The 26,161-nt window shown below is 51.9% G+C and carries 23 protein-coding genes; 7 read left to right on the top strand and 16 right to left on the bottom strand.

Translation table 11 applies throughout. From position 1 onward, the window contains the following. Positions 1 to 107: 107 nt before the first annotated feature. Positions 108 to 1,166 carry a GerMN domain-containing protein gene (locus OHJ21_RS27595; RefSeq protein WP_100540781.1) on the bottom strand — a complete coding sequence of 353 codons (1,059 nt, stop codon included), beginning with the start codon at positions 1,164 to 1,166 and terminating at the stop codon, positions 108 to 110. Between the two features lie 167 nt (positions 1,167 to 1,333). On the opposite strand from OHJ21_RS27595, the gene OHJ21_RS27590 reads away from it, so the two are divergent. Then, positions 1,334 to 1,897: a phosphatidylglycerophosphatase A family protein gene (locus OHJ21_RS27590; protein ID WP_100540780.1), complete on the top strand. Its 564-nt coding sequence runs from the start codon at positions 1,334 to 1,336 to the stop codon at positions 1,895 to 1,897. 363 nt (positions 1,898 to 2,260) lie between these two features. On the opposite strand, the gene OHJ21_RS27585 is transcribed toward OHJ21_RS27590, so the two are convergent. The 7 genes from OHJ21_RS27585 to OHJ21_RS27555 form a co-directional block, all read right to left on the bottom strand. Continuing rightward, positions 2,261 to 4,705: a glycogen/starch/alpha-glucan phosphorylase gene (locus tag OHJ21_RS27585; protein ID WP_100540779.1), complete on the bottom strand. Its 2,445-nt coding sequence runs from the start codon at positions 4,703 to 4,705 to the stop codon at positions 2,261 to 2,263. A 38-nt stretch (positions 4,706 to 4,743) separates the two neighbouring features. Then, positions 4,744 to 5,847 carry a glucose-1-phosphate adenylyltransferase subunit GlgD gene (gene glgD / locus OHJ21_RS27580; protein ID WP_100540778.1) on the bottom strand — a complete coding sequence of 368 codons (1,104 nt, stop codon included), beginning with the start codon at positions 5,845 to 5,847 and terminating at the stop codon, positions 4,744 to 4,746. Between the two features lie 14 nt (positions 5,848 to 5,861). Further along, complete coding sequence (locus OHJ21_RS27575; protein ID WP_100540777.1) at positions 5,862 to 7,043, bottom strand: glucose-1-phosphate adenylyltransferase; 1,182 nt, start codon at positions 7,041 to 7,043, stop codon at positions 5,862 to 5,864. A 442-nt stretch (positions 7,044 to 7,485) separates the two neighbouring features. After that, the gene (locus OHJ21_RS27570; RefSeq protein ID WP_100540776.1) at positions 7,486 to 8,508 is read right to left on the bottom strand and encodes an MBL fold metallo-hydrolase; all 1,023 of its coding nucleotides are present in this window, start codon (positions 8,506 to 8,508) and stop codon (positions 7,486 to 7,488) included. 346 nt (positions 8,509 to 8,854) lie between these two features. Continuing rightward, positions 8,855 to 10,579, bottom strand: coding sequence for a proline--tRNA ligase (locus OHJ21_RS27565; protein WP_326115361.1), 1,725 nt, complete (start codon positions 10,577 to 10,579; stop codon positions 8,855 to 8,857). A gap of 369 nt (positions 10,580 to 10,948) precedes the next feature. Beyond that, positions 10,949 to 11,254 carry an ArsR/SmtB family transcription factor gene (locus OHJ21_RS27560; RefSeq protein ID WP_100540774.1) on the bottom strand — a complete coding sequence of 102 codons (306 nt, stop codon included), beginning with the start codon at positions 11,252 to 11,254 and terminating at the stop codon, positions 10,949 to 10,951. Then, positions 11,235 to 12,305, bottom strand: a complete 1,071-nt coding sequence (locus tag OHJ21_RS27555; protein ID WP_486021653.1) for a flavin-containing monooxygenase — start codon at positions 12,303 to 12,305, stop codon at positions 11,235 to 11,237. The genes OHJ21_RS27560 and OHJ21_RS27555 overlap by 20 nt, the downstream gene beginning before the upstream one ends. 233 nt (positions 12,306 to 12,538) lie before the next feature. Here OHJ21_RS27555 and OHJ21_RS27550 point away from each other — a divergent pair, with 233 nt between their 5' ends. Genes OHJ21_RS27550 through OHJ21_RS27540 form a run of 3 tightly spaced genes read left to right on the top strand, consistent with a single transcriptional unit; the run spans position 12,539 to position 14,869 of the window. Then, entirely contained in the window at positions 12,539 to 12,790 is a 252-nt protein-coding gene (locus tag OHJ21_RS27550; protein ID WP_127589552.1) for a FeoA family protein, read from the top strand. Then, on the top strand, positions 12,787 to 13,533 hold the full coding sequence (locus OHJ21_RS27545) for a FeoB small GTPase domain-containing protein (protein WP_394058430.1): 747 nt from the start codon (positions 12,787 to 12,789) through the stop codon (positions 13,531 to 13,533). The genes OHJ21_RS27550 and OHJ21_RS27545 overlap by 4 nt, the downstream gene beginning before the upstream one ends. Beyond that, positions 13,484 to 14,869, top strand: coding sequence for a nucleoside recognition domain-containing protein (locus tag OHJ21_RS27540; RefSeq protein WP_394058432.1), 1,386 nt, complete (start codon positions 13,484 to 13,486; stop codon positions 14,867 to 14,869). Before OHJ21_RS27545 ends, OHJ21_RS27540 begins: the two co-directional genes overlap by 50 nt. A gap of 204 nt (positions 14,870 to 15,073) precedes the next feature. On the opposite strand, the gene OHJ21_RS27535 is transcribed toward OHJ21_RS27540, so the two are convergent. From OHJ21_RS27535 to OHJ21_RS27505, 7 genes are all read right to left on the bottom strand, one after another. After that, positions 15,074 to 15,958: a carbohydrate ABC transporter permease gene (locus tag OHJ21_RS27535; protein ID WP_100540769.1), complete on the bottom strand. Its 885-nt coding sequence runs from the start codon at positions 15,956 to 15,958 to the stop codon at positions 15,074 to 15,076. Positions 15,959 to 15,971: 13 nt separating this feature from the next. Beyond that, positions 15,972 to 16,853: a carbohydrate ABC transporter permease gene (locus OHJ21_RS27530; RefSeq protein WP_127589556.1), complete on the bottom strand. Its 882-nt coding sequence runs from the start codon at positions 16,851 to 16,853 to the stop codon at positions 15,972 to 15,974. Positions 16,854 to 16,952: 99 nt separating this feature from the next. After that, complete coding sequence (locus OHJ21_RS27525; protein WP_486021650.1) at positions 16,953 to 18,272, bottom strand: extracellular solute-binding protein; 1,320 nt, start codon at positions 18,270 to 18,272, stop codon at positions 16,953 to 16,955. Positions 18,273 to 18,387: 115 nt separating this feature from the next. Continuing rightward, complete coding sequence (locus tag OHJ21_RS27520; RefSeq protein WP_100540766.1) at positions 18,388 to 19,173, bottom strand: response regulator transcription factor; 786 nt, start codon at positions 19,171 to 19,173, stop codon at positions 18,388 to 18,390. Beyond that, positions 19,145 to 20,941 (bottom strand): cache domain-containing sensor histidine kinase, encoded by a 1,797-nt coding sequence (locus tag OHJ21_RS27515; protein ID WP_326119835.1) that lies wholly within the window; start codon positions 20,939 to 20,941, stop codon positions 19,145 to 19,147. Before OHJ21_RS27515 ends, OHJ21_RS27520 begins: the two co-directional genes overlap by 29 nt. 179 nt (positions 20,942 to 21,120) lie before the next feature. Next, positions 21,121 to 21,381, bottom strand: a complete 261-nt coding sequence (locus tag OHJ21_RS27510; protein WP_326115574.1) for a hypothetical protein — start codon at positions 21,379 to 21,381, stop codon at positions 21,121 to 21,123. Between the two features lie 287 nt (positions 21,382 to 21,668). Further along, positions 21,669 to 21,893, bottom strand: coding sequence for a helix-turn-helix domain-containing protein (locus tag OHJ21_RS27505; RefSeq protein WP_006208732.1), 225 nt, complete (start codon positions 21,891 to 21,893; stop codon positions 21,669 to 21,671). Between the two features lie 290 nt (positions 21,894 to 22,183). Between OHJ21_RS27505 and OHJ21_RS27500 the strand changes: the two genes are divergently transcribed. From OHJ21_RS27500 to nagA, 3 genes are read left to right on the top strand one after another with little or no spacing between them, the layout of a single operon-like run. Next, positions 22,184 to 23,059: a MurR/RpiR family transcriptional regulator gene (locus OHJ21_RS27500; RefSeq protein ID WP_100540763.1), complete on the top strand. Its 876-nt coding sequence runs from the start codon at positions 22,184 to 22,186 to the stop codon at positions 23,057 to 23,059. 3 nt (positions 23,060 to 23,062) lie between these two features. Then, positions 23,063 to 23,791 carry a glucosamine-6-phosphate deaminase gene (gene nagB, locus OHJ21_RS27495; protein ID WP_326115371.1) on the top strand — a complete coding sequence of 243 codons (729 nt, stop codon included), beginning with the start codon at positions 23,063 to 23,065 and terminating at the stop codon, positions 23,789 to 23,791. Further along, the gene (gene nagA, locus OHJ21_RS27490; protein ID WP_326115373.1) at positions 23,788 to 24,975 is read left to right on the top strand and encodes an N-acetylglucosamine-6-phosphate deacetylase; all 1,188 of its coding nucleotides are present in this window, start codon (positions 23,788 to 23,790) and stop codon (positions 24,973 to 24,975) included. Before nagB ends, nagA begins: the two co-directional genes overlap by 4 nt. A 98-nt stretch (positions 24,976 to 25,073) precedes the next feature. On the opposite strand, the gene OHJ21_RS27485 is transcribed toward nagA, so the two are convergent. After that, a complete protein-coding gene (locus OHJ21_RS27485; protein ID WP_100540760.1) occupies positions 25,074 to 26,135 on the bottom strand; it encodes a YhcN/YlaJ family sporulation lipoprotein in 1,062 nt (353 codons plus the stop codon). Positions 26,136 to 26,161 lie beyond the last annotated feature (26 nt).

Here is a 26,161-nt window from a genome sequence, read left to right as displayed (position 1 = left end):
CTGCCTCCTACTTCTTATCGCAATCCTGATTAGCATTCCCTATTCTACCAAAGTGCAGGCACAAAAGCACCTTTTCCGGCGCATATTTCAAAGATAGTCGTGAAGCATCAAATCGAAATTTCGTTAATGAACTCCGGACGGCTAACAGCCTCGCTATAATTGCGGCTATCCGTTCCAACCACCTCAGAGAGATCGTTCATCCGAATTTTGACCTTCGCATCGTCCGAATTCTCGGCTACGGTTAACACGACGGCCTGCAGCAGTTCGGTTGGAACCTGCTCTCCCTGCTCAAACATGCTGTCCTGAAGCGATACGGTGACAGCGCCGTCCTCTCCTTTTTCGACCGATGCAACGGTGGTATCATCCGGGATGACCTCGACAAGCCCATCCCCGTACTGCGGTCCCCGGATCAGCTCGTTCAAGGCAGCCTTAACCGCATCCTGTCCGGTTGGAACAAGTCTCGTAACAGGTACATAATACTGAATGCCCTCAGGCGTCACTGCAGAGAAATAGACGGTGACCGGCGAAGAGGAAGTGTACAATGCGTCATCCGCCTTTTGAAGGTTGATCCCCATCGCACGTGAAAGCGGACGGTCCAGCGGCGTGTGATTGACCGGCATTTCGGTCAGTTTGACTCCGTCCACCCATACCTGCATCGACTCAATGCCTTCGTGTCCCGTCAGCGTCCACGTCAACGCCTCCAAGATTCTTCGTTCATCTGCCGCTTGATACTCCGTAAAGGATTTATTGAATTCAACGACGGCCAATTTGCTCTCCGGATCGACCGTCACATTATGGATCTGCGTACCGGCAGGCAATACCGCCTGGAATCCCTGTGGAACATAGCCCGCATAGCGTCCTCCGTTCACCAGCACTTCAAGAGATTCTTTCACGGCGCTTGCGCCTTCTACCTTCGGAATACCTAAGGTTACAGGTGCCAGCATTCCCCGCGCATCCGAAAGATAAACCGTTGTCTGCGTGCCAATGTCTCCTTGTGCCGCTGTGGATCCGGCTGTGTTCAGCATCTGCTTCTCCACTTGCGCAGGCGGCGGGTCAATCGCCTCCGATTGCTTCCCGGAAAACACGCCGCAGCCGGACAACACGATCGGAACAGCAAGCAGCCCGGCGGCGGAAAGCCTGCGAAGATTACGTTTACTACGTTTCATGTATTGTTCCTCCCTAACATTTTTTTGTACAGGTTGTACTCCTATGTATACGAGCCCTTTCCAAAAAAATAACTCTCAGTTTTGCCCTTTCTGGACAAAGGGGGGGTGAAAAAAGTACAATCGTCGTAAGCATCTTCATCAACCACGAAAATGAGGTGAGTTCCATCATGGCAGAAAACGATTTAAACATTCCATACAGTCTGAACAGCAAAAAGGTAGCGGAAGCGACACGGAACCTGCTGCATCAGCGTGGAATCAAGCTGGAGGAAATCGCAGAACTGGTGATGATCCTTCAAAATAAATACTACCCGAACTTGACCATGGAAGAGTGCATGGAGAACGTAGATGCCGTACTCAGCAAACGCGAAGTCCAAAACGCGGTGTTAACCGGAATTCAATTAGATATTTTGGCGGAGGAAGGCAATCTCATATCCCCGCTTCAAGAAATGCTGGCCAATGACGAAGGGTTATACGGCGTGGATGAAGTCCTGGCATTTTCCATCGTTAACGTCTATGGAAGCATCGGCTTCACCAACTACGGGTATATCGATAAGCTCAAGCCCGGCATTCTTGAGCAGTTGAATGATAAATCAAGCGGTCGTGTACATACCTTCCTCGACGATATCGTCGGCGCGGTTGCCGCGGCCGCCAGCAGCCGTATCGCCCATCGCAAGCAAGCGGAGCGGGAGATCGAGCTGTTCGGCACAACCGAAGAGCTTCCAAAAGAATAAACCACTCCAAAAAAGGAGATTCGCGCAGAATGCGAATCTCCTTTTTGCCTGCCTATCAGAAGGAAGGAACTCACCGAAACCTATTCCAAGCCGAACTGGGTGATTTCAAAGAATCATAGACGATTGCAGTTAGAAAGCGTCCATCTTTACGGGCCGGAATGATGAGTTTCTTCTATAAATAAGTAGGCTCCTCTCACCTATGAAAAAACGGGCTGTCCATTCACGTAAATCGGTAAATCTATCTAGTCATTTTTGCAAGCATCCATCATATGCTATGATGAAGAACATTCCAATAGAGCACCTATGGAAACCCCGCCAAACCTATGGCGGGGTTCTTTTTTTAGAGTTTGTAATAGAGATAGATTACCTGTTCACACCAACCTTAACAGGAGTAACATTCCAGATGTCGGATGCATAACGGTGAATCGTGTTATCGCTGGAGAAATGTCCAGCGTGCGCCATATTCATAATCGATTTCTCGGTCCAGGCTCCGGTATTCAAATAAGCACGATCGATCTCCGACTGGGTTGCCACATAACTGGAAAAGTCCGCCAATACAAAAAACTCATCGTTATGATCCAGCAGGGACTGGAGAATTTGGCCAAACTCCAACTCGTGACAGCAGAACGGTCCTGAGGATATTAACTGATTCAGCACGCGGGCGATTCTGGGATCCTGCTCATACCGCTCCCTGGATACATAAGCTCCCGTCCTGTAATACTCGAGCACTTCCTCCAGCTTCAAACCGAACAGGAACATATTCTCATTGCCGAGCAGCTCGAACATCTCCACGTTAGCCCCATCCAGCGTGCCGATGGTCAACGCGCCGTTCATCATGAACTTCATGTTTCCCGTACCGGATGCCTCCTTGCCAGCCGTGGAAATCTGCTCGCTCACATCGGCTGCGGGAATAATCTTCTCCGCCAGAGACACCGAGTAATTTTCCAGGAACAGCACCTGGAGTTTGTCATGGACCTGCGGATCCTTATTTACGACTTCGGCAACGACATTAATGAGTTTGATGATGCTTTTTGCCAGATAGTAACCCGGCGCTGCCTTCGCCCCAAAAATGACGGTACGGGGAACGCGATCCGCGCTTGGCTGATCCTTAATCTCGTTATACACGTGCATCACTCGTAAAATATTCAGCAATTGCCGCTTGTAACCGTGCAGCCGCTTCACGTGGACATCGAATATGGAATCGGGATTGATCACGATCCCTTGCTTATTCGCAATGTATTCGGCAAGCCGTTCTTTATTGTTCCGTTTGATCCGCTGAATCCCCTGCTGAAAGGCGGGGTCGGTCTTGAGTGACTGGAGCTGGATCAATTGATGAGGATCCGTGATCCATGAAGTGCCAATACCATCGCTGATGAATTGACTTAAGCCGGGGTTGCTGTGCATCAACCAGCGCCGGTGGGTAATCCCGTTGGTTTTATTGCTGAATCGCTCAGGATACAGCTCATAATGCAGTTTCATAACCTGGGTCTTTAGCAGCTCCGTATGCAGTGCCGCGACGCCATTCACGTGATAACTTCCCACAATCGCCAGATTGGCCATTCGAATCTGGTCACTCTCAATGATGGCGAGCTGAGATATGCGCTCATGGTCGCCTGGATAACGCTCCAGCAGCATCCCGCAAAATCGTTTATTGATCTCTTCGATCATCATATAGATACGCGGCAGCAGCTCCCTGACCATGCCGGCAGGCCATTTTTCCAGTGCTTCGCTAAGCAGGGTATGGTTCGTGTAGGACACGGTCCGGCTTGTGATGTCCCAAGCCTCATCCCAGCCCAGACCCTTCTCGTCAATCAAAATCCGCATGAGCTCCGGAATCACCAGCGTCGGATGCGTATCATTGATATGGATGGCGACATGCTCGGGAATCTCATGATACGTCCGGTCCTGCTTGTCGAACGTTCTGAGAATGCTCTGAACGCCTGCGGAACAGAGGAAGTACTGCTGCTTCAGTCGAAGGAGCTTGCCTTCGTATGCCGAATCATCCGGGTACAAAAATTCCGATATCGATTCGACCGAACGGTTATATTCCAAAAATTTATAATAACTGTTGTGATGATTGGCCGAACGGATTCTGGATATATCCGAAGCGGACTCGGCGCTCCACAGCCGCAGCGTGTTAACTTGACCCTCACCGTACCCGATCACCGGAACGTCGTAGGGTACGGCCAGAACCCGTTCGTAGTCCATCGTGTGAAACACGGTCCGCCCCTCCTGCACATCCACCTCCACGCGGCCCCAGAAGTGCACTTCCACCGCCTTGTCAGCCCGCCGTTCCTCCCAGACGTTGCCCCGCTGGAGCCAGTTGTCCGGCAGCTCGACTTGATGGCCGTCAATAATCTTCTGTTCAAACAATCCGTACTTATACCGGATGCCGCAGCCATGGCCTGCATAGCTAAGCGATGCCAACGAATCGAGAAAACACGCCGCAAGGCGTCCGAGCCCCCCGTTGCCGAGGCCTGCGTCCGGTTCCTGCTCCTCAATCTCTTCCAAATTCCATCCGAGGTCCAGGAGGCCGCTGCGAACCATATCCAGCACACCCAGGTTCAGCAGATTGTTCCCCATCAGCCGGCCAATCAAAAATTCAAGCGAGAAATAATATACCTGCTTCTGCCCGGTATCCCGGTATATCTGGTTGGCTGCCGCCCATTCCCGCCCGACGTATTCCCGGATCATCCCTCCGAGTGTTTTGTATACATCCTCAGCCGTCGCTTCCTCCAGCCCTTTTCCCAACCGACTCACCAACTGCTCCGTAAAGACCTGCTTGAATGTTTCCTTGTTGTTAAACAAAAGAAAGTTCCTCCTGACGGATTCGTATTATTTTGCGATCAAATCGAGATGTCCTTGGCTATGACAAATGGTTTGCGAAAATCCCCTTGAAGTTTATGATCCCGCGAAATGATCACATCTTTATCGAGTATGACGTTCTCCAGCCTCACGTTCTCGCCAATGACGCATTTTTGCATGATGATGGAGTTATGGATGCTTGCGCCTTGTTTTACCTGTACTCCTCGAAACAGAATACTGTTCTTTACTTCCCCGTCAATCTGGCAGCCGTTGGCTACCAGTGCGTTGCTCACATCGGCCGAATTTAAATATTTGGCAGGAACCTCGTACTTGATCTTGGTGTGAACCGCCTGCTTGCGGAACAGGCTGTCGTAAGTCTTCGGGTTCAGCAGATTCATGCTGGTACGGTAATAGCTTTCAAGCGAGTTGATCACCGCATGATACCCAAGGTATTCATATCCCGCAATGTTCAGCTTGTGCCGATTACGCATGATCGCGTCCCGGAAGAAATGGTTGCCCCCATGGGCGATGCAATGATCGGCCATCTCGAGAAACCGCGCTTTCTCCATCACGAACATTTCCATATATACCGCATCATGCTTGTGTTCATAATGAATATCCGTGACCATACCGTCCTCATCGATATCCAGGCGGGTGCAGGAACGGTGCTCTTCCCGTGGTTCATTCACTCTTGTATAAACAAGCGTCACGTCGGCCCCCTGTTCCAGATGGTACTCGTACACTTCATTCAAATCGACCGTGCTGATATGCTGGCTGCCGGAATGCACGATAAACTTCGCAGCTCCCCGCTCAAAAAAATCGAGATTGTTATAAATATGCCGCAGTTCGCCGGCGGACACATCCGCTTCATCATTCCAATCCGGCGGAAGTATGAACAGGCCGCCCCGCTTGCGGTGCATATCCCATGGCCTGCCTTCGCCCAGATGATCCATCAGGGACCGGTATTTCCTGCGAACGAACAGCGCGATATCCTCAATGCCCGCATGCATCATATTGGACATCACGAAGTCGATCAGGCGGTACCTCCCCGCAAATGGGACAGCGGCCCCGCACCGGTAATACGTCAATTCACTCAGCACATCCCGTTCATGCTCCAAATTAATGATACCCATGAGTTCTCTCATCTGCGAATCCCTTCCTAACCTTGATTATTATGGGACGAAGACGACTGAAGCAGCTTCAGGACGTCTTCATCTTGACCGCTTACCAGCACAATCCGGGATGGATCTTCCTCAGGGGGACCGATGACGGTATGATCTTGAATGACCATGTCCTCAGTGACAATCGCCCGGTGTATACGTACATGGCTGCCGATACGGACCTTGGGCATGATGACAGAATCGGTAATGACACTGCCTTCCCCTACCTCCACGCCATAAAAGAGTACCGAATGCTCTACCTCGCCGCACACGGTGCAGCCCTCGTTAATCATGCTGTTCCGGACGACGCCGGTCGGTGAAATATACTCTGCCGGCTGATTGGGGTTCCGGGTGTAGATGCGCCACAGGGGATCGTTTAAATCCAGCTTGGGCTGCTCGCAGAGCAGATCCATGTTAGCTTCCCATAGGCTCTCGATGGTGCCGACGTCCTTCCAGTACCCATCAAAAGGATAAGCGTACAGCGTTTTGCCGTCCGCCAACATACTTGGCAGTATGTCTTTGCCAAAGTCATGGCTCGTATCCGGAAGCTCCGCATTCCGCAGTAAATAGGATCGCAGCAGCTTCCAGCGAAACAGATAAACGCCCATGGATGCCGTCGTGCTCTTCGGGTGCGCAGGCTTCTCCTCGAACTCGAAAATCCGGTAGTTCTCATCCGTATTCACCATGCCGAACCGCTTCGCTTCATCCAGGCTCACCTCGATGACGGAGATGGTGCAATCGGCATCCTTCTCCTTGTGATAAGTCAGCATGCGGTCGTAATCCATTTTATAAATGTGATCTCCCGACAAAATCAAAACGTGCTCGGGATCGTACTGATCAATAAACTTGAGGTTCCGATAAATCGCATCCGCCGTCCCGCGGTACCAGGTCGTCCCGTCCTCGCGTTCATGGGGCGGGAGCACGAATACGCCCCCATTTAACCGGTCCATATCCCAATCGCTTCCTACGCCAATGTAAGAATGCAGAACCAGAGGTTCATACTGGGTTAGCACCCCGACCGTGTCGATTCCCGAATGGGAGCAGTTGCTCAGCGGAAAATCAATAATCCGGTATGTACCCCCAAAATAAACAGCCGGCTTGGCCAGCGTCTTCGTCAGGCCTTTCAGCCGTTTGCCTTGACCTCCTGCGAGCAGCATGGCGACCACATCTTTTTTCTTCATGACAGATTCTCCTTTAGGGGCTTTATGAGATACGAATCCTATAACATGAAAATTGCGGATTGAACCAAGGGAACGCTTCGATACGAATATGGTGGAGTCGATCATGGTGATGAGTGATTAAGAAAAAAGCACTTGAGGGAATGCCTTACTTAAACAGCAAGGTACATCAACTATATGCGGGGAGAGAGAAACTCTGACTCGAATGAGGGAAACGCACCCGACTCAGGTATGAACGCGCCTTTTCTCTATTGAGAAAGCGTGCCGTGGAACCACTTGCCAAGCATTCTGATTGCGGCGGTTATGGGGATAATGAGCTGGCCGATATCAGACAACGGATGCTCCACAATGTAACCCTCTGAATCTATTAAACAAAAAACCGCCCTTTCTACGCATGATGGAAGTCAACGTACAAGCAGACGGTTTTATTCATGTCTAGATTATATCAGGAATGCGGCTGTTTCCGTACAGAAAAATAACACATGCCGTCCTCGTTTTCGATCATCTCGGCTTCCCCGCGGCGGGTCAGCTCGGCGAGATGGGCCAGCGCTTCGCACATGGCGAAGCGCAGCTGGTGGATGCCGAGCTTCTCGCCGAAGAGGGCGGTGCAGACCTCGAAGGCGGTTAGGCGACCGGCAGCGCTCAGCATGCCGGCGATGGAGGCCAGGCGCTCCTCGTGATGGAGGAGGAGCGCATCGATCCGTTCACGGAAATGCGTGAACGGGTGGCGGTGTCCGGGGTACGCCGTCCGGACATGCAGTTCGCGCAGGCGGCGCAGCCCTGCAAGGAAAAGCGCCAGCGGCTCGGCGTCGCTGCCGGGCAGCAGGCTCACGTTGGGCGAAATTTGCGGCAGCACGGCATCGCCGCATAACAGGATGCCGCTCTCCGCATGGAAGAACGACAGATGTCCCGGAGCATGACCGGCCGTTTGCACCGGCACCCATATCCGGTTGCCCATCCGGAACGGCAGGTCCTCGCCGATAAACGATATGTCCGGCTGCGGCGTGACTTGGGGGAAGAAGCCGTTCAGATGCTCCGGCAGCAGGGCAAGCTTGGCTTCCGGCATGCCATGCTGTCGGAAGAACGCCGGGAGCGCGTGATCCATCGTGGAATCCGTTCCCCACATGAGCATCGCTTCCCGATGCGCCCGCTCTGACATCCACACCTTGGCGCCTGACCGCTCCTGAAACCACCCGGCAAGCCCATAGTGGTCCGGATGATGATGGGTCAGCACGATCGAGGCGATGTCGCTGAACCCGAAGCCGAGCTGCTCCATCCCCGCCAGCCATTCCCGCTCCGAGGCAGCCGTACGCGGCCCCGGATCGATGATAGTAATACCGTCATCTCCGCGCAGCACATAGCTGTTCACCCATCTTAAGGGATTGGACAATGTAATCTTCACCTGACTGAGCTGATGTTCTTCTATATGATGAATGTCCGGGCTTGGTCCCTTCTCTTCCTGATTCATCGTAGATGCAACCTCCATCCGCATTATGACTTCAATTCCGACTTCTTCATCATAAGCCTGTATTCGGGATATGTATACAAGGCTGCGCTGATGTTGGTGAGAGGATTGAAATGAGAGTACTACTATGTTTCATTAGAGGACGCTGCACGTACGTATCGTTCCTCCAATCGCTGTTGCCCTCGGATTTTCCTTACTGTATTTATCCATTGTAAAAATCCGAGGGCAAAGGCGACCGCTGCCGCTTTTCCGGAATCGATTCGTCCGCTCCGCTGCTTCGTGCTCGTTCATCATAAAGCGTAGATCGGCTGCATGAACAGCCGCTCCAAACTGAATGGCTCCATAGCATTCACTCCAGCTGCCGGGCTACCTCCTCGCGTGAGCGCTGGATGGCTTCCTCAGCAGACAGGTTGAACTTGATTCCGTCCTCGCCCATCCATTCGACCTCTCCGTTAGCCGCTCCGCGGCCAACGATCAGACGCAGCGGAGCGCCGGCAAGGTCGGCATCCTTGAACTTGACGCCGGCCCGTTCGTCCCGATCATCCAACAACGGCTCCAGACCAGCCTTGTTCAGTTCGCTGTAGATATGTTCAGCCAATTTCATCTGGGCCTCATCCTTAACCGCAACCGGGATAATGTGCACCTTGAACGGAGCGACGGACATCGGCCAGATCAGGCGTTCATTTGAGATGCGCTGCTCGGCGATGGCGGCCATAACGCGGGAGACGCCAATCCCGTAACAGCCCATAATCAGCGGTTTCTCCCGCCCGTCGGAATCCAGGTACATGCCGTTCATGGCGTCACTGTATTTCGTACCCAGCTTGAACACATGTCCAAGCTCAATTCCGCGATGAAACTGGAGCGGCGCTCCGCAGCGCGGACAAGGCTCTCCTTCGGTTACATTCCGGAAGTCGCCGGTGTGCTCCAGCGAAAAATCATGTCCTGGGCGAACTCCCTTCAGATGGGTATCTCCCTGGTTGGCACCGGTGATCCCCTCTGCCATAGCTGCTACTTCGTAGTCGACCCATATTTTTAGGGTTAGACCTACCGGTCCCGCAAACCCGACTGGGGCGCCCGTCGCCAGCATCACCTCTTCAGCACTCGCCAATTCAACGAGTTCCGCTTCTAGGTAAGACTTCACCTTGGCCTCGTTCGCTTCGCGGTCTCCGCGGACAAGCACCGCAACCCGTTCTCCGTCTACATGGTAAATCAGCGTCTTGATCAATTCTTGCGGATCGACCTGAAGAAAGTCTGTCAGTTCCTGAATGCTCTTCACATTCGGCGTAAATATCTGCTCTATGGCAGAATGACCGTCAGCCGCCACGAACTTCATATCAGCCTGCTCAGCCGGGACCGCAGACTCCGCACGCTCCAGATTTGCCGCATAACTGCAATCGCTGCACGAAACTACGGTATCCTCGCCGATATCCGCCAGTGCCATAAACTCATGGGTTTCCCCTTGCCCGCCAATGGCACCCGCATCCGCTTCCACCGCCCGGAACGTCAGTCCGCAGCGCTTAAAGATTCGTTCATACGTTTCATACATGTTCCGGTAAGACACATCCAGGCCCTCCCAGTCCCGGTCAAAGGAATACGCATCCTTCATCAGGAATTCACGACCCCGCAGCAGACCGAAACGCGGACGCCGCTCATCCCGGTATTTGCTCTGAATTTGGTACAGGTTGACCGGCAGCTTCCGGTACGAAGAAATCTCTTGGCGAACGATGGACGTCATCACTTCTTCATGGGTAGGTCCAAGCACGAACTCCCGGTTATGGCGGTCATGCAGCCTGATGAGTTCCGAACCGTAAACATCGTACCTGCCCGATTCCTTCCACAGCTCGGCGGGCTGGACAGCCGGCATGAGCATCTCCTGCCCGCCTGCGGCATCCATTTCCTGCCGAATAATGGCTTCGATCTTGCGCAGGACCCTCCATCCCAGCGGCAGATACGAATAGATTCCTGCCGCCGTTTGACGGATATAGCCGCCGCGGAGCATCCATTGATGGCTCAGTGCCTCCGCCTCGGAAGGCACATCCCGCATCGTTGTCATCAATAATTGGCTTTGCCGCATCTTCCACATACTCCTTCTCATATCCATGAATGAACCTGCCTGAGCGCAAAAAGAGCACATTCGCTCCTAGGGACGAATGTGCTCGTGGTACCACCCTGATTCCATCCTGCCGGACGCAAAAGATGCTCCTTGCAAGATGCTTCATAAGGCGGTAACGGGCCGAACCGGCGCCGCTTGTTCACAGCGGGCAACTACAAGGTAGGAAGGACGCAGCCTAGCGGGTGGAAGCCTTTCAGCCAGGGGCTTCTTTTCTGTCTCACTGAATCTTGCATCCTCATGTCCTTGATGATCGTTATTCACGGGAATTTCATTTTCCAATACATTACAGCCGGACGATCGGAATGTCAAGCATGAATAGGTCAGGCATTTCTAATGTGCGATATGGTCCAGCACCTGCCGCAAGATCCCGATGACATGCTCATCTTCATACGTGTAAAAATATGTATTTCCGTCCCTGCGGTATTTGACCAGTCTTAAACTGCGCAGATAGCCAAGCTGGTGGGATACCGCCGACTGACTCATGCCAAGCACCTCGGCAATATGGCCGACCGGGCATTCTTCCTGCGAGAGCAAATGAAGAATCCGGATCCGCGTCGGATCTGAAATGGCCTTCAGCAGTCGTGACGCTTCCATGGCCTGGTCTTCGTGCAGCAGCTCATGGTGCTCTTTTTCCATAAACTAATCCCCTCTTCTCCATAATGGCTTGAACGATTTCGCGGGCATCCCGTGAAACTCCTGCCAAGAGTGCGGAGCCCCGATGCGTCTGCCAAGGCAAACCTACATAATAGAGCCCTTTCACCGGACTAATTCCGCGTGTATGAATAACAGCCATCTTATGATCCAGCGCTTGATCCACATGAAGCCAATCATAGCTGGGAACAAAGCCGGTCGCCCAGATTATATTCCGAACCTTAAGCTCCGTTCCATCCTCGAATCCCATGCCGGAAGCGCCGGCATCAACGACTCTCTTTTTCAACACCACTTTACCGCACTTGACCGCTTGTTTCAATTCATATCCAAAAATCGGGTCTCCCCGGCGCTTCAGCTTACGTCCCACCCAGGAGGACCCGCTGGCTGATAAAATGCCGAGTTTGTCCAACCACCAGAACATCCCTTTTCCCCCAACCGTCATGGGTAAATACCGCGGCTGCTGACCAAGAGCCAAATACGTTTCCCGATCACCAGACAGTTCAACCGCAATCTGCGCCCCGCTGTTCCCGCCGCCAACGACTAGAACGCCGCCCTCTTGAAGCTGGGAGGGTCTCCTGTAATCGGATGAGTGCAGCTGGAGAATATCATCTGGAACCGATGCTGCAAACGTCGGAATTCGCGGCTCCAGGAACGGTCCGGTCGCGATAATCAACGCCTTCGCATGAAATTCCCCCTGATGGGTATCGATGTTAAACATGTCTTCTTCCTTGCGAACGCGCTTCACATCCGTCTCAAACTGAATGGGCAGCTCAAACCGTGCTGCGTAGGATTTCAGATAGGAAGCCACCTCATCTTTATCCGGGAACCCGTCCGGATCCCCCTCTATCCTCATTCCATGCAATGCACTATGAGTCCGCGGCGTAAACAACTTCAGGGAATCATATCTCGTCTTCCATGCATCTCCCGCCTCCGTCCCCCGATCCAACAACAGAAACTTCATTCCTGCCTGCTGCAGCCAATAGCCGGCTGCCAGTCCTGCCTGCCCCGCGCCGATAACGATTACGTCCCATATCATATAGGTATCACTCCAATTTATATGAATAATTGTTCATATACAGATATAACATGTATCTTGTTCTCTCTTCAAGCATAAAATGGTGATTGATCGTCAAACGCCCGCATGAAAATGGCATAAATATCTAATGAATCCAGTTGACAATACACGCATTCGGTCATACTATAGGCATAAAGTTGCTTCGAGGAAACAATATATGCTCGGCCCAATTTAGTAGGGAGAGGTTAAACTTTATGGATGAGACAAAATATAGGCAGCATTTGCATCAGGCAGCGCTCGGCGAGCGGTTTCTGATTGAACAGGTGGATATCCGCGGAGAGCATAAACGGCGCCTTCTGGACCTTGGATTCGTTCCGGGCTCCGTTATCGAAGTGCTGAAAGCCAGCCCGCTCGGAGACCCCACCTCTTATAGAGTAGCAGGTACCGTCATTGCGTTAAGGAAAGAAGAAAGTCAGTTAATCTGGGGTAAGGTGATGTCATCATGAGAACTTTTACCGTCGCGCTGGCCGGCAACCCGAACACGGGCAAAAGCACGCTTTTTAATGCCCTCACCGGCCTGAAGCAGCACACCGGCAACTGGTCCGGCAAAACGGTCAGTCTCGCAAGCGGCTTTTACGAATACAAAGACGCCCGCTTCCAATTTATTGATCTGCCCGGGACGTACTCTTTGTTCTCCAATTCGGCCGATGAAGAAGTGGCGCGCGATTATATTATTTTTGAGAAACCGGACGTTACCCTTCTGGTTCTGGATTCTACGGCGCTGGAAAGAAGCCTTAACCTTGCGCTTCAAGTGCTGGAAATGACCGACCAGGTCATCGTCTGCCTGAATCTGATGGACGAAGCGAAGAAAAAAGGAATCAAGATTAACGCACGCAAGCTGGCGGATCAGCTCGGTGTTCCCGTTATTCCGATTTCGGCCAGAAACAACGAAGGCCTGGATACCCTGTCCGAGCAGTTGCTTCTGATGTGCACAGGGAAGACTCCGACTACGCCTTACCGGATGAAATATAACGAACAGCTGGAATCACAAATTTTAAGCCTGGAGTCCGAATTAAGAGACATTTTCGGCGACGAATATCCAGCCAGATGGCTGGCCATCCGCTTTCTCGATGGAGACCAAAAGCTGATCGCGACGCTGAAAGACCGGTTAAAGGCTTCGGATAAAGGGGGGATCTCACTTGGAACAGCTAAAGCGCTTGGAAGCTCTAACAGCCGCCATTCCTGCTGAGCAGGTAGAGGATGTTCGGGAAGATATCGTGGGCGAGTTATTCAAAAAATCCCGCGAGCTGTGCAGTGACGCCGTCACCGTGACCAACCGGGAGCTTCTGTACCGTTCCGAGCGTTTGGACCGCATCTTCACCTCTAAGCTGTGGGGATTTCCGATCATGCTGGCCATGCTCGGCGTTATTTTTTACTTAACGATAGCAGGGGCTAACGTGCCTTCTTCCCTGCTGGCGAGTTTCTTTGGCTGGATCGAAGGCTACCTGACGATGGCCTTTCAGGCCCTCCATGCCCCCGATTGGCTTCATGGCGTGCTGATACTCGGATTGTTCCGGGGTACCGCCTGGGTCGTCAGTGTGATGCTGCCTCCCATGGCCATCTTCTTTCCGGCGTTTGCGCTGCTCGAGAACTATGGCTATTTGCCGCGGGTAGCCTTTAACCTGGATCGCCTGTTCAAAAAAACGGGCGCGCACGGCAAGCAGTCCCTCACCATGGCGATGGGATTCGGCTGCAATGCGGCGGCCATTATGTCGACCCGGATCATCGAGTCGCCGCGGGAGCGGATGCTCGCCATTCTGACCAACAACTTCGTGCCCTGCAACGGTCGCTGGCCGACCCTGATCCTGCTGGCCTCCTTGTTCATGGCTGCAGGTTTTTCGGGAGGAACCCAGACGCTCGTGACGGCTTCCGTGGTTATGGGCATGGTGCTGATCGGTGTCGTTGTAACGCTCACAGTATCATGGGGATTATCCAAAACGGCCTTGAAAGGCGTTCCTTCCCACTACACGCTGGAGCTGCCGCCATACCGTAAACCGAAAATTCTGAATACGATTCTCCGGTCGACCCTGGATAAAACCATCTATGTACTGCGCAGAGCCATTATCGTAGCGGCGCCTGCAGGCGTGCTCACCTGGGTACTTGCCAACATCTATATTGGCGATTCCAGCATTCTGATTCATTTCGTTGAATTCCTTGATCCGTTTGCGCGCGCACTCGGACTCGACGGCTTCATTCTAATGGCCTTTATCATCGGCCTTCCCGCAAATGAAATTGTGCTGCCAATCCTGCTGATGGGATATTTGGCTACAGGCTCCCTGACCGAGGTTACCGATATGTTTGCCCTCAAGCAAATCTTCCTGGACCAAGGCTGGACCTGGCTGACTGCGCTGAACATGATGCTGTTCTCGCTGCTCCACTATCCTTGCGGAACCACGCTCGTCAACATCTGGAAGGAGACTAAAAGCGCGAAGTGGACGTTCCTGTCCTTTGCCATCCCAACGGCAATCGCGATCGGCGTTACCTTCCTGGTCGCTCAGGTGGCCCGGGCATTGGGATGGGTTTAACGACAGGGGCTTGAATCTGTCACATGCAGAGCTAAATCTTACATTCTATGAGGCATCCCAAAAGGTTGGTCCAACCTTGGGATGCTTCTTCTTCTGATAGCCGTGCTGCAGATGGAGATGTATAAAGCAAACGAGCCGCTCCAAGAAGTCTCCTTGAAGCGGCTCGATATTTTTTTATCCGGAAATGGATGAGTTCTATGAAACTTAACCTTTCACCGAACCTGCAGCGATGCCTTCCACGATACGATCACTGAGGAACAGGAACATCAGCAGAATTGGCAAAATACTGATCATCAAGGTTGCGCCGATTGCACCCCAATCGGTTGTATATTGTCCGATAAAGTTTTGCACGCCGACGGTAAGCGTCTTGAACATATCCGAGCTGATGAACGTATTCACGAAAATAAACTCGTTCCAGTTGTAGATCATGTTAATGATCGCTGTCGTCGCCAGGACTGAGCCCGTCATCGGCAGCACGATCCGGAAGAAGACCCGGTGAACCGAGCAGCCGTCCATCACCGCCGCTTCTTCCACTTCCTTCGGCAGCGTGTAATAGAACCCGAGCAGAATCATAATCGTAATCGGCATATTGAATGCCACATACGACAATATCAAAGATATTGGATGATCGGTCAAGCCAACCTTGTTGAACATGCTGAACAGCGGGATCAAGGTGGAATGAACCGGAATCATCATGGCGACCATGAACAAGCCAAGGACAAAGGAACTGCCCTTCCATTTCATTCTCGTAATCGCAAAGGTAACGAGACTTCCCAATATGACCGTTAGCGCTGTTGCTGCTACGGTGATCCAGACGCTATTCAGAAAATAGACGCTGATGTTGCCGGCACTCCAAACCTTCTCGTAATTCTCCCAACGCGGATTCATCGGAAGGGACAGCGGAGGAAGATCGAATACTTCCTGATTGTTTTTTAATGAGAACAGCAGCAGCCATACGAGCGGGAACAGCTGGAATACGGCCACGCCGATCAGCACGACATACAGCAGTGTGTAACCCAGTTTGCCTCCCACTCCGTTGCCGGACCGGGCGCGCCCGTCTTGGAGCTGTCCTGTGGCTCCGGATATCATGAAGCATCCCTCCTTATGAATATTGGATCGTTTCTTTTGATGCCGTTAATTTCCGTATGATCCACGTTACGATCAGACAGATCACCAGCAGGAAGAACCCGATCGCGCTGCCGTAACCGAAATCATAAGCGCGGAAAGCCGTATGATACATATAGGACGCCATTACTTCGCTCGCGCCGTTAGGCCCCCCGTCCGTCATGACAAAGATGAGGTCGAAATATTTCAAGGAACCTACCACCGCCAGCACGATCGTAACCTTAATTACTTCCATGATGAGCGGAAGCTTGATCCGGAACGCAATTTGCAGAGAGGTTGCCCCGTCGATCTTGGCGGCTTCCACCAGCGATGCCGGGATGTTCTTCAGAGCTGCATAATAGATCAAGATATAAAAACCGGCATACTGCCACAGAATCGGAATGAACAATGCGAATAATACAAGCGACGGCTCAGCGAGCCATGCTGGCGGGTTCGTGATCCCGATGGATTCCAGAAAGCTGTTTACAATCCCGTTCGTCGGGTGATAAATGCGGAGCCACAGCTGCGCGATCGCAACGGAGGACAGCAGCATGGGTATGAGATAAATTTTACGGAACAGGTTGGCGCCTTTAATCTTGGAGGCCAGCACCATCGCCACGGCCAAATAGATAATCAGGCTTGCAGCCGAGAATACGGCTAATAGCAGGGAGTGCCATGCACTATCCCAGAACTTTCCGTCCTTAAGCAATGCCTGGTAGTTATCGAGTCCGATAAAGGTCATTGCACCGATACCGTTCCATTCGTTCAGTCCGTAATAGGCCGTCAATAGGATTGGAATATAGACGACGGCCATAATCACAAGCAGTGCAGGCAGTACATACAGCGCGATGATTTTTTTGTTGGACATCACTTTATCCAAAGTGTCCGACTCCTTTCTCCATATGGTCTAGAGGAAAGATTTATCCGGCATCGCTGCCGGATAAACCAGGGTCCCGTTTCTTTGTTGTCCTAAAGAGTCTTAGTTCCCTTTGGAGATCGCTGCATCATGCTCTTCGGAGAATTTGTCCGGGGTCACGGCTTTGCCGAAGAGCGCCTGGATCATGTTCAGATGTGTCTCGGCGGCATTCGCCTCCATCTGTACATCCGCGAACAGGGTGATACTGCTTGCTTGGTTCATTTCATCAAACAGATCGATGTACAGCTGCGGAAGCTCAAGCGTCGAGGTATCCACCTTCGTTGCCGGGATGACGCCGGCGCCTGTCACGGACTGCTCGCCCCACTTGGTTACGAAATACTCAACGAACTTCTTGGATTCTTCTTTCACCTTGGAGTTCTCTCCGATGAACAAGCCGACACCCGGCCCGCCTACCCAGCTGTTTATATCGCCTTTGCCGCCTTCAACCGTCGGGAATTTGAAGAACCCGACGCTGTCGCGGAATTCCTGCGGAATCTCTTCATTGGTCGTAAAGTTCGGCAGTTCCCAGGTACCCATCATGTACATGGCCGCTTTGCCGTTCAGGAATTCGGATTTCGCTTCCTCGTTGGACAAGCCGTTGAACCCTTTGACAAACGCATTGCCATCCACCAGCGATTGAACCTCGGCAGCTGCCTTTACAAGCGATTCATCCTTGAAGGAACTCGAACCGCTGATTGCGCTGGCCAGCGTTTCTTGTCCGCCGATTCGGTCTGCCAGGTACATATACCAGAGTGACCCGGTCCAGCGATCCTTGTTACCCAGTGCGATCGGAGCAATCCCGTTATCGGACAGCGTTTTCACGACATTCTTGAATTCTTCGTAGGTTTGCGGCACCTTCAGGTTATGCTGTTCGAATATCGCTTTGTTATAGTATACCGGCGCGATATTAAATTCGAGTGGAAGCGCATACGTTTTGCCGTCAATCGCATAAGCTTCGGTCGTGCCGGCTACGAACTTGCCATTAAGCTGACCGCCCAGCAAATCATCTACTGGTGCAAACAGGCTGCCTTCCACGTATGGTTTCAGGAATCCGGCTGCCCAGGTCACCCCTACGTCCGGAAGCTCGTTCGAGGCGGAAAGCACTTTCAATTTATTTTTGTATTGCTCATTATCCAGAACTTCCTGTTTGATCGTCACGTTCGGATTCTCTTTTTGATATTCTTCGATGATCTGATTCACGATTTTGTTCTGTCCTGCAGAAACGCCTGCCGGCCATAAGTGCATGAAGTTCACCGTAACTTTATCGCCTTCGCTGCCGCTGTTGCCTGCATCTCCCGTGCTGCTGTTGCTCGATCCACAACCAGCCGCAACCAGAGCGAGACACAATGTTAGAAGCAGAACCGTCCATTTTTTGTTGAACACGTTTACAACCCCTTTTCTAGTATGTTGTTCGCGTATTGAAACCGCTTTAATCAAATTTTATCAGTGAGGGGATGATAGTATAAGGTCATAATGATTGGGACTAATTCCACTTTTATTAGATTTCTTCTCCGCTATCGGATACGCTATGGCGATATTGACTCGGGCTTACTTCCTCAAGGTCACGGAACACTTTCACGAAATATTTCGCCGTTTGGTATCCTACTTTCTCCGCAATATCCGCGACAGGCAGCGATGTGCCCGCCAGCAGCTCCTTGGCCCGCTGCACCCTGCGGCGCGTCAGATATTCGCTGAAGGTGAGCCCGGTCTGCTCTTTGAACAACACGCTGAAATAACTGGAGTTCAAATGAAGCACTTCGGCCACTTCCTTAAGCGATACCGGCTCCTGAAGATGCTGATCCACGTACTTCAGCGCTTCCTGCACCTGGATGCTGTAGCCTTTATCGTGCTGTGCCGCCTCCAGCAGCTTGGGATCCACCAGTTTCTCCATCCGCTCAATCCGATCTATTTTTTCCCGGCGTTCCAGGGCCGATTCGACCGCGGTTACCAGCTTCCGCTTATCCAGCGGCTTCAGAAGGTAATCCACGACGCCGTATTGCAGCGCTTTGCGGGCATAATCGAATTCCGAATAGCCGGATATGACGATAATGACAGGCGGGTGCTCCAGTTCATGCAATCGTTCAATCAGCTCCAGCCCCCCAATTTCCGGCATGCGGATATCTGTCACCACCAGATGCGCCACCTGCTGCCGCAGCCACTCCAGCGCCTCTACGCCGCTTGAAGCCGTCACGATTCTACAGCGACCCGACGACCACGCCTCCAGGGTCTTTCTTACCCCTTCCCTCGTTCTTGGTTCATCGTCCACGATCAGTATCGTTTTCATGTTTTTCTCCCTCCCCATCGTTCGCCGGAAAATCATTCGGAATTTGAAATGAGATCGTCGTTCCCTGACCCACCACGCTGTGAATACGCAGGCCGGCTTGCCCGGAAGCGTAATACAGCCGGATTCTTTGCTCTACATTGGCAATGCCGACACCGCTTTTTTTAGAAGATTCCGCGTATCCTTTTTCCATGGAGGAATATAGGGCGGCCACCGTCTGCTCGTCCATTCCGGGACCGTCGTCTGTAATCGAAATGACCGTATATCCCGGGTGATCGGAGGCGGTTGCCCTTACAATGACGGTGCCTGGCCCCAAACGCTGCTCAACCCCGTGCAGGATCGCATTTTCCACGATCGGCTGTATCAGCAGCTTCGGAATCGGCACGCTTTTGCTGGCTTCATCCGCCTCGATTTTCCAGGATAATCGGTCTAGCATCCGCATTTTCATAATCATCAAATAACGTTCGGCATGATCCAGCTCGTCCCTGACCGATACCCACTCATCCTCGTCTTTGCGGTTAATGACATAACGGAATAAGCCGGACATCGCGACCACGATTTGGGCCAGCTCTTCTTCGCCTTGATCATCCAGCGCCCAGTAAAACGCTTCCAATGTGTTAAAAAGAAAGTGCGGATTGATCTGCGCCTGCAGCGCTTTAAGTTCTGTACGGCTCTGAATGATCTCCTTCTGATACACGACCTCGATTAATTCGTTCAACGAATCCACCATCTGGTTGTACGAATTGTTAAGCTCGTTGATCTCCATCGTCTTCGAGGTGACGGCAATGGGCTTCAGCGTCCCCAGCCTTACGCCGCGCATGGCTTTAATCAGATTCAAAATCGGTCGGATGATCATCGTGGTCAGAATAAAGCTTAAGATCAGAAACAGCAGCGCGCCAACGCCCCCGGATACGATAATCGCGGTTCGCAGCACCGATATTCCCTCAGTCGTATAATCGACAGGCGTCAAGATGACCAAGTTCCAGCCCGTTGCCTCAGACTGTTTCTGTACGGCAATGTAGTCTTCATGGCCGACCGTAACCGTCTCCCCTTCGCGGTGCAAAACCTCTTTCGAATCCACCGGGGTAGCAAAATCCGACGAGATTTCATTCCCCGCCTGATCAAACAGTCCCATCGTTTCACGCGAATCGCTGCCCATGCCGCCAGTTGAATCCGCCAGCGCAAAATAGTCCTTCTCCAGCTTCACAAGCAAGTACCCGCCGTGGGCAAAGGAATGGTCAATCAGCCGGATTCTCCGCACCGCTACCACCACATCCGGATCCCGGGGATCCTGACCGAACCATACCAGCTTCCCCATGCCTTGGTCTGCCGAAGCGATCCAATCGCCCCTAACCCGGCTGGTCAGACTTCCTTCATCCAGCGGAAACAGCCGCCGATAATCCTTCGTATATAACTCCAGCGACCGGATGCCCGTAGCGTAGGCTTCATATTTACGAACCTCCTGCTGCAAGGACTGCCGTTCGCCGAATGTAATCGGCTTACCTGCGGTCTCCTGCGCCAGAAAGCGCTGAACCGTTGCGTTCGTGGAGACTTGGGCCGTCAGTGTATCCACCTGCTTGAGCAGCGCATCCAGCTTACCGGTGGCCTGAACGGCCGTCTGCTGAATATGCTTCTCCGCACTGTTGCGCAGCAAAGCCGACACCTGATCATATACAAAAACCCCGACCAATGCCAATACGATAACCATCACCAGCATAAATCCAAGGAAGATTTGATTCCGCAGTGTATTCAGCCTGCCAAACCTGTTCAAGTTCTGCACTCCCTTTCGATTTGGAACTGTTATTCACTATACACAATCTTGTTGAAGTTAGGGAGTCCTCGCCGTTTTCGGAGAGCATCAAAGCATATGTACTTTATGACTCAAAAAAAGAGGAGATGCGCGGATTAGTTTCCCCTCGCACTTCCTCTTGTATACCGCCGTGCATCTCACTATACGGGATATAATTCCTGGTGCCGTTCAAGCTCTTTTTTACAATCGGTGCACAGCCCTCTTACCGCACCGGAATCATCCGCGTAAAAGATTAATTGGCGCTTGCGGTGGCATTTACTGCACGCTTGTCCATGCTGACCGCTGCGGGTTCGCGTTTTTGTTTTCAGATGGATAACATTACGATCACTTCCGCTTTTCTTGCGCCTGAACCGTACCAATACAAGAAGGACAACAACGGCTCCGGCCACCATCCCGATCATCCACCCCACGTTTATTTCACCTCCGACATGTGCAGGCTATTTGTACAAAATAGCTACAGAACGAACAGCAGATTTGTACTCCATGATCACGGATAAACGACGTCGCTACATTCAATTCCAACTACGAACATTTTAACATATCTCTATTTTTAATGGCGGCGCCTGCCCTTTCCCAATCTCAAATATAACCGGATTCCCGGAAGGAAAACACAAAAAAGCCTTCTCACTCCCGTTGCTACGGGAAGGAAGGCTTTCGCTGTGCTTTCGTTCATGCAACCGGCATGGTGTCAGATCTTCAACTCACCGAGTTTTATCAACTCAACGACAGCTTGCGAACGGCCCTTGACGTTTAATTTTTGCATGACATTGGAGATGTGGTTACGCACCGTCTTTTCGCTAATAAACAACTGCCCGGCGATATCGCGAGTCGTTTTGTCCTGCACTAGCAATTCAAAAACTTCGCGTTCACGGTGGGTTAACAAGAACTTACTGTTGTGGTCGGTCCCCTTCAATGGTGTCACCCCTCCTTGCCCGGGTATGTGTGGTCTAACAAGGGTAAGGGATACAGTCAACTCATCTTATGTAAGATCAAGGGGGAAGGTGCGAAAGAGTCGAACAATTTGGGCGATTGGCCTGTATTGGCGATTTTTGTCCTTGCTTCCGCTCGAAGGTTGGTCTATGATGAGGGTGTAAAAATTATTTTCTTTATTTTTTCATAATTTTAAAAATAATTTTCAAACTTGGAATCCCATTCGTTATGCCCAGGCAATAAGCTCACCGGGAACCTTGAAGGAGGCTTGTGATGACACCAATCTTGCATATTATTTCTGTCGAAAAGGAAAGTCTGCCCCGTCAGGAACGACGGCTCGCAGAGTTTATTTTGACAGCTCCATCCGAGATTGTGCATATGGGCATTAAAGATCTGGCAGAGCAGTGTGAGGTTAGCGCTGCCACCGTAACCCGTTTTTGTAAGAACTTTCAGTGTAAGGGGTATCCTGATTTTAAGCTCAAGCTCGCTGCCGAGATTGCTCATGCCGAAATGGCTTCACGCACGGGAAATACGCGCTATCAGGATATCGTTGCCGGCAACCCGCTTGCCGGCATCGTCGAGGCGATTGAATCCAATCATCTGACCTCGATACGGGATACGACAGAGCTGCTCGATCTGGGTCAGCTGGAGCGTGCCGTAGATGCCCTATGCCGCGCGAAGCGGATTGATCTGTACGGCGTGGCTACCTCTTCTATTGTGGCGCAGGACTTCTACCAGAAGCTGATCCGGATCGGCAAAAACTGCACGGCTTTCGCAGATTCCCATATGCAGATCACATCCGCCTCCACACTGACTTCAAGCGACGTTGCCGTGGCTGTTTCATACTCCGGCGAAACGCCGGAGACCATCGATGCGTTAACTTGTGCCAAAGACACCGGCGCCTTCACGATTAGTATCACATCGTACCGAAGCAGTGCCATCTCTGCGCTGGCAGACATTACACTGTATTCATCCTCGTTAGAGGAAGGAATGCGCCGGGGAGACATGGCTTCGCGTATCGCCCAGCTTCACATTATTGACATCCTGTTCATGGGTATGGCCAGTCGGGACTTCTCTACGTATGTTCCCCGTCTGGAGCAATCATATCTTAATGTTCAAAACTATCGCAAAAGCCGAGGAGGACAATAACCAATGAATATTTACACATTCCGCGATGAAGAACAATTTGTGCAAACAGGCGCTAATCTGATCTCGAGCCTACTTCACACCAATCCGCGCGCCAAGCTGGGACTGGCAACAGGAAGCACGCCGGTCGGGCTCTATGCCAAGCTGATTGAAATGAACCGTCAAGGACTGGTCAGCTTCACCCAGACCACAACGTATAATCTGGATGAATATGTTGGCCTTCCGGAGAACCACCCGGAGAGCTACCGCACCTTCATGAACGAGAAGTTCTTCAATCATGTGGACATCCAGATCGAACGGACCCATGTGCCGAACGGAAATGCTGCCAATCCGGAAGAAGAATGCCTGAACTACGATAAAATGCTGGAAGAATTCGGCCCTGTTGATCTCCAGCTTCTCGGACTTGGACATAACGGACATATCGGTTTCAATGAACCTGGTGAATCCTTAAGCGGCGGTACGCATGTGGTTGAGCTGCAAGAGAAAACACGTAACGCCAATGCAAGATTCTTCCCTACCCTGGATGATGTGCCAACCCATGCGATTACGATGGGCGTTGCCACCATCCTGAAAGCACGTCAAATCCTTCTCCTCGTCCGCGGTGAGGATAAGGCGGAAATTGTTCATCGCGCATTGAAAGGACCTATTACAACAGCGTGTCCGGCATCGCTGCTTCAATGTCATCCGAACGTGGTGGTCCTTCTGGATCAAGGCGCAGGGAGACTGCTGGTATGAGCGGCGAACGAAAAGATTCTGTCCAATTGCTGTATGGTCAAGTCCTGACGCCAAACGGCATCTGCGAAGACGGCGTGCTGGCAATTCAAGGAGAGGGCATTTCATACGCCGGTGATGCATCAGGACTCCCTGCCGATCTGAAGCAGGCGGCAACGGAAGTGATCCATCAACCGGATGGCTACATTATTCCCGGTTTTGTCGATATCCACGTACACGGGGGTAACGGCGAAGATTTCATGGATGCCACCAAGGATGTCCTGGATAAAATCACGTCGTTCCACAGCTCCCAGGGCACCACGGCCATGCTTGCTACCACGATGACGGCCCCTAAGGCAGCCATCGACCATGTGCTGCAAGAGGTTAACGACTACCGCAAACAAGACATGCCTTACACAAGACTGGTAGGCGTACATTTGGAAGGCCCTTTTATCAGTCCAAAATGGCCTGGCGCACAAAATCCGGAGCATATCGTCCACGCTAATATTGATTGGCTGGAAGAGTGGGTATCCACTTACCCTGACCTGGTTCGCCAGGTGACACTTGCACCGGAGCGTGAGGGAGCGCTAGAAGCCATCGCTTGGCTGAACAATCACGGGATCGTGGCTGCTCTGGGGCATACGGATGCCACCTATGAGGAAGTCGAGGCTGCCGTGGAAGCAGGTCTTAGCCATGGCGTGCATACGTTCAATGCGATGACAGGATTGCATCACCGCAAGCCTGGCGTGGTCGGCGCGATGCTGAGTGACGATCGCTTAAGCTGCGAGATAATCGCTGACGGTATTCATGTTCACCCCGCAGCCATTCGGATTCTTGCCCGCATGAAGCAAGACGGAAATCTGATTCTGATTACCGATGCGATGTCCGCTACCGGTATGGCAGACGGCGAATATACGCTGGGTGACCTTCCAGTCGTTGTCGAGAACGGCATCGCCACACTCAAGAGCAATAGAGACAGTCTGGCTGGCAGTACGCTGACGATGATTAAAGGCTTCCAGCTGTTGGTCCGAGAGGTTGGATTAAGCATTGAGCAGGCTTCCCGCGTCGGAAGCATAAATCCCGCTACAAAAATCGGCATCGCTGATCTTACAGGCTCTCTTGAAGCCGGCAAGCTTGCTGACGTTCTGTTGCTTTCAAGTGATCTAGAGCTTCAAGGGGTTTGGATTCAAGGACAACGCAAGCATTAATTTGATTGATTATTGCTTATATGGCAAACAAAGCAAAGGAGCTGCCTTTTTAGGGATAATTTCATTCCTAAAGGGCAGCTCCTTTTGGTGTAGAGGTTTTACCGGCTGTTCCGATTACCGCCAAACCAACCGTCATCCGTATCATTTTTCATCAGGTTGCCGCGGGTATCGTTCATGCCGTCACGACCGCCAAGGTTCAGCGGAAATACACGGTTAATCCATGTACCGAAATCGCGCGAAAGCGTTCCAACCGTGTTCGCTGCATTCCCGTCCGTTCCAAATCGATTAGCATGCTGATAAAAACCCTCATCCGTGGAAACATATACTTGACTGATATGTGGAGCGGTCTTGCGAATTTTGCTCGTAATCTCCTGACGTACATGTTGAGGTACCTCTTCACGATTGTTGCTCATCATGCCCATGTTATTATTGTTGGTTCCATAAGGAACGCCGTTGATGCCTGTTCCCATATAAGTGTTATTTGTCGTACCATTGGTTCCGTTAAGGTTATTGGTACCTGTGCCGTTAGTACCCATGAGTCCATTGGTGCGTGTTCCGTTCAACGTATTATAATTGCTGCCGCCAAATCCGCCATTGGTAGTCGTTCCGTTTACACCGAAGCCGCGGTTATCGGCATTACGGCCCAGGCCTGTTCCAAGACCCGTTGTATTGTCCACTGCACGTCTTGTATCATTTGCCATTCCTCGCAGAAGCCCTACGCTGCCTGTACCTGAAGTGCCAAAGGTACGGTTTCTGACATTCGTTGTGTTCGTGCCCGTCATCGTTCCGTCAGTGGCACGATTTGCTCCAGTGCTCATACCTGTCACATGACCGTTGATGTTGTTGGTGTTCATCCCATCCCTGGACAGCGATACATACGCATTGCGGTTCGTCACGAATACATGGGCTGTGCCTAAACCACTGATATCCGAAACTTTTCTCGACAGCGTTTTGCTGTATTTCAGGTTGGTCAGGTCATGCTGCTGCGTACTGCGGACATTCTGATTGTTACGTACGGAATTCACACCGATACGGCCACTGTCCACATTGTTCGTACGTGTCGTGTTGCCGTCATTGGCGTTACCGCATCCTGCTACTGCAGCCATACTGAGCAGCAATGCCGTGGAGACGGTCAGGTTGAGGGCCTTGGATTTAATCATGATTCATCCTCCATCTCTATAATGAG

The sequence above is a fragment of the Virgibacillus sp. LDC1 genome, from assembly GCF_025792345.1.
GTDB lineage: Bacteria > Bacillota > Bacilli > Paenibacillales > Paenibacillaceae > Paenibacillus_AQ > Paenibacillus_AQ lautus.
This window is presented reverse-complemented; position numbering and strand designations above follow the sequence as displayed.

Excerpts from the sequence above, each read along its gene's own strand:
- OHJ21_RS27595 (WP_100540781.1), bottom strand. The coding sequence starts at position 1,166 with ATGAAACGTAGTAAACGTAATCTTCGCAGGCTTTCCGCCGCCGGGCTG.
- OHJ21_RS27590 (WP_100540780.1), top strand. The coding sequence starts at position 1,334 with ATGGCAGAAAACGATTTAAACATTCCATACAGTCTGAACAGCAAAAAG.
- glgD (WP_100540778.1), bottom strand. The coding sequence starts at position 5,847 with ATGAGAGAACTCATGGGTATCATTAATTTGGAGCATGAACGGGATGTG.
- OHJ21_RS27575 (WP_100540777.1), bottom strand. The coding sequence starts at position 7,043 with ATGAAGAAAAAAGATGTGGTCGCCATGCTGCTCGCAGGAGGTCAAGGC.
- OHJ21_RS27570 (WP_100540776.1), bottom strand. The coding sequence starts at position 8,508 with ATGAATCAGGAAGAGAAGGGACCAAGCCCGGACATTCATCATATAGAA.
- OHJ21_RS27565 (WP_326115361.1), bottom strand. The coding sequence starts at position 10,579 with ATGCGGCAAAGCCAATTATTGATGACAACGATGCGGGATGTGCCTTCC.
- OHJ21_RS27560 (WP_100540774.1), bottom strand. The coding sequence starts at position 11,254 with ATGGAAAAAGAGCACCATGAGCTGCTGCACGAAGACCAGGCCATGGAA.
- OHJ21_RS27555 (WP_486021653.1), bottom strand. The coding sequence starts at position 12,305 with ATGATATGGGACGTAATCGTTATCGGCGCGGGGCAGGCAGGACTGGCA.
- OHJ21_RS27550 (WP_127589552.1), top strand. The coding sequence starts at position 12,539 with ATGGATGAGACAAAATATAGGCAGCATTTGCATCAGGCAGCGCTCGGC.
- OHJ21_RS27545 (WP_394058430.1), top strand. The coding sequence starts at position 12,787 with ATGAGAACTTTTACCGTCGCGCTGGCCGGCAACCCGAACACGGGCAAA.
- OHJ21_RS27535 (WP_100540769.1), bottom strand. The coding sequence starts at position 15,958 with ATGATATCCGGAGCCACAGGACAGCTCCAAGACGGGCGCGCCCGGTCC.
- OHJ21_RS27520 (WP_100540766.1), bottom strand. The coding sequence starts at position 19,173 with ATGAAAACGATACTGATCGTGGACGATGAACCAAGAACGAGGGAAGGG.
- OHJ21_RS27510 (WP_326115574.1), bottom strand. The coding sequence starts at position 21,381 with ATGATCGGGATGGTGGCCGGAGCCGTTGTTGTCCTTCTTGTATTGGTA.
- OHJ21_RS27500 (WP_100540763.1), top strand. The coding sequence starts at position 22,184 with ATGACACCAATCTTGCATATTATTTCTGTCGAAAAGGAAAGTCTGCCC.
- nagB (WP_326115371.1), top strand. The coding sequence starts at position 23,063 with ATGAATATTTACACATTCCGCGATGAAGAACAATTTGTGCAAACAGGC.
- nagA (WP_326115373.1), top strand. The coding sequence starts at position 23,788 with ATGAGCGGCGAACGAAAAGATTCTGTCCAATTGCTGTATGGTCAAGTC.
- OHJ21_RS27485 (WP_100540760.1), bottom strand. The coding sequence starts at position 26,135 with ATGATTAAATCCAAGGCCCTCAACCTGACCGTCTCCACGGCATTGCTG.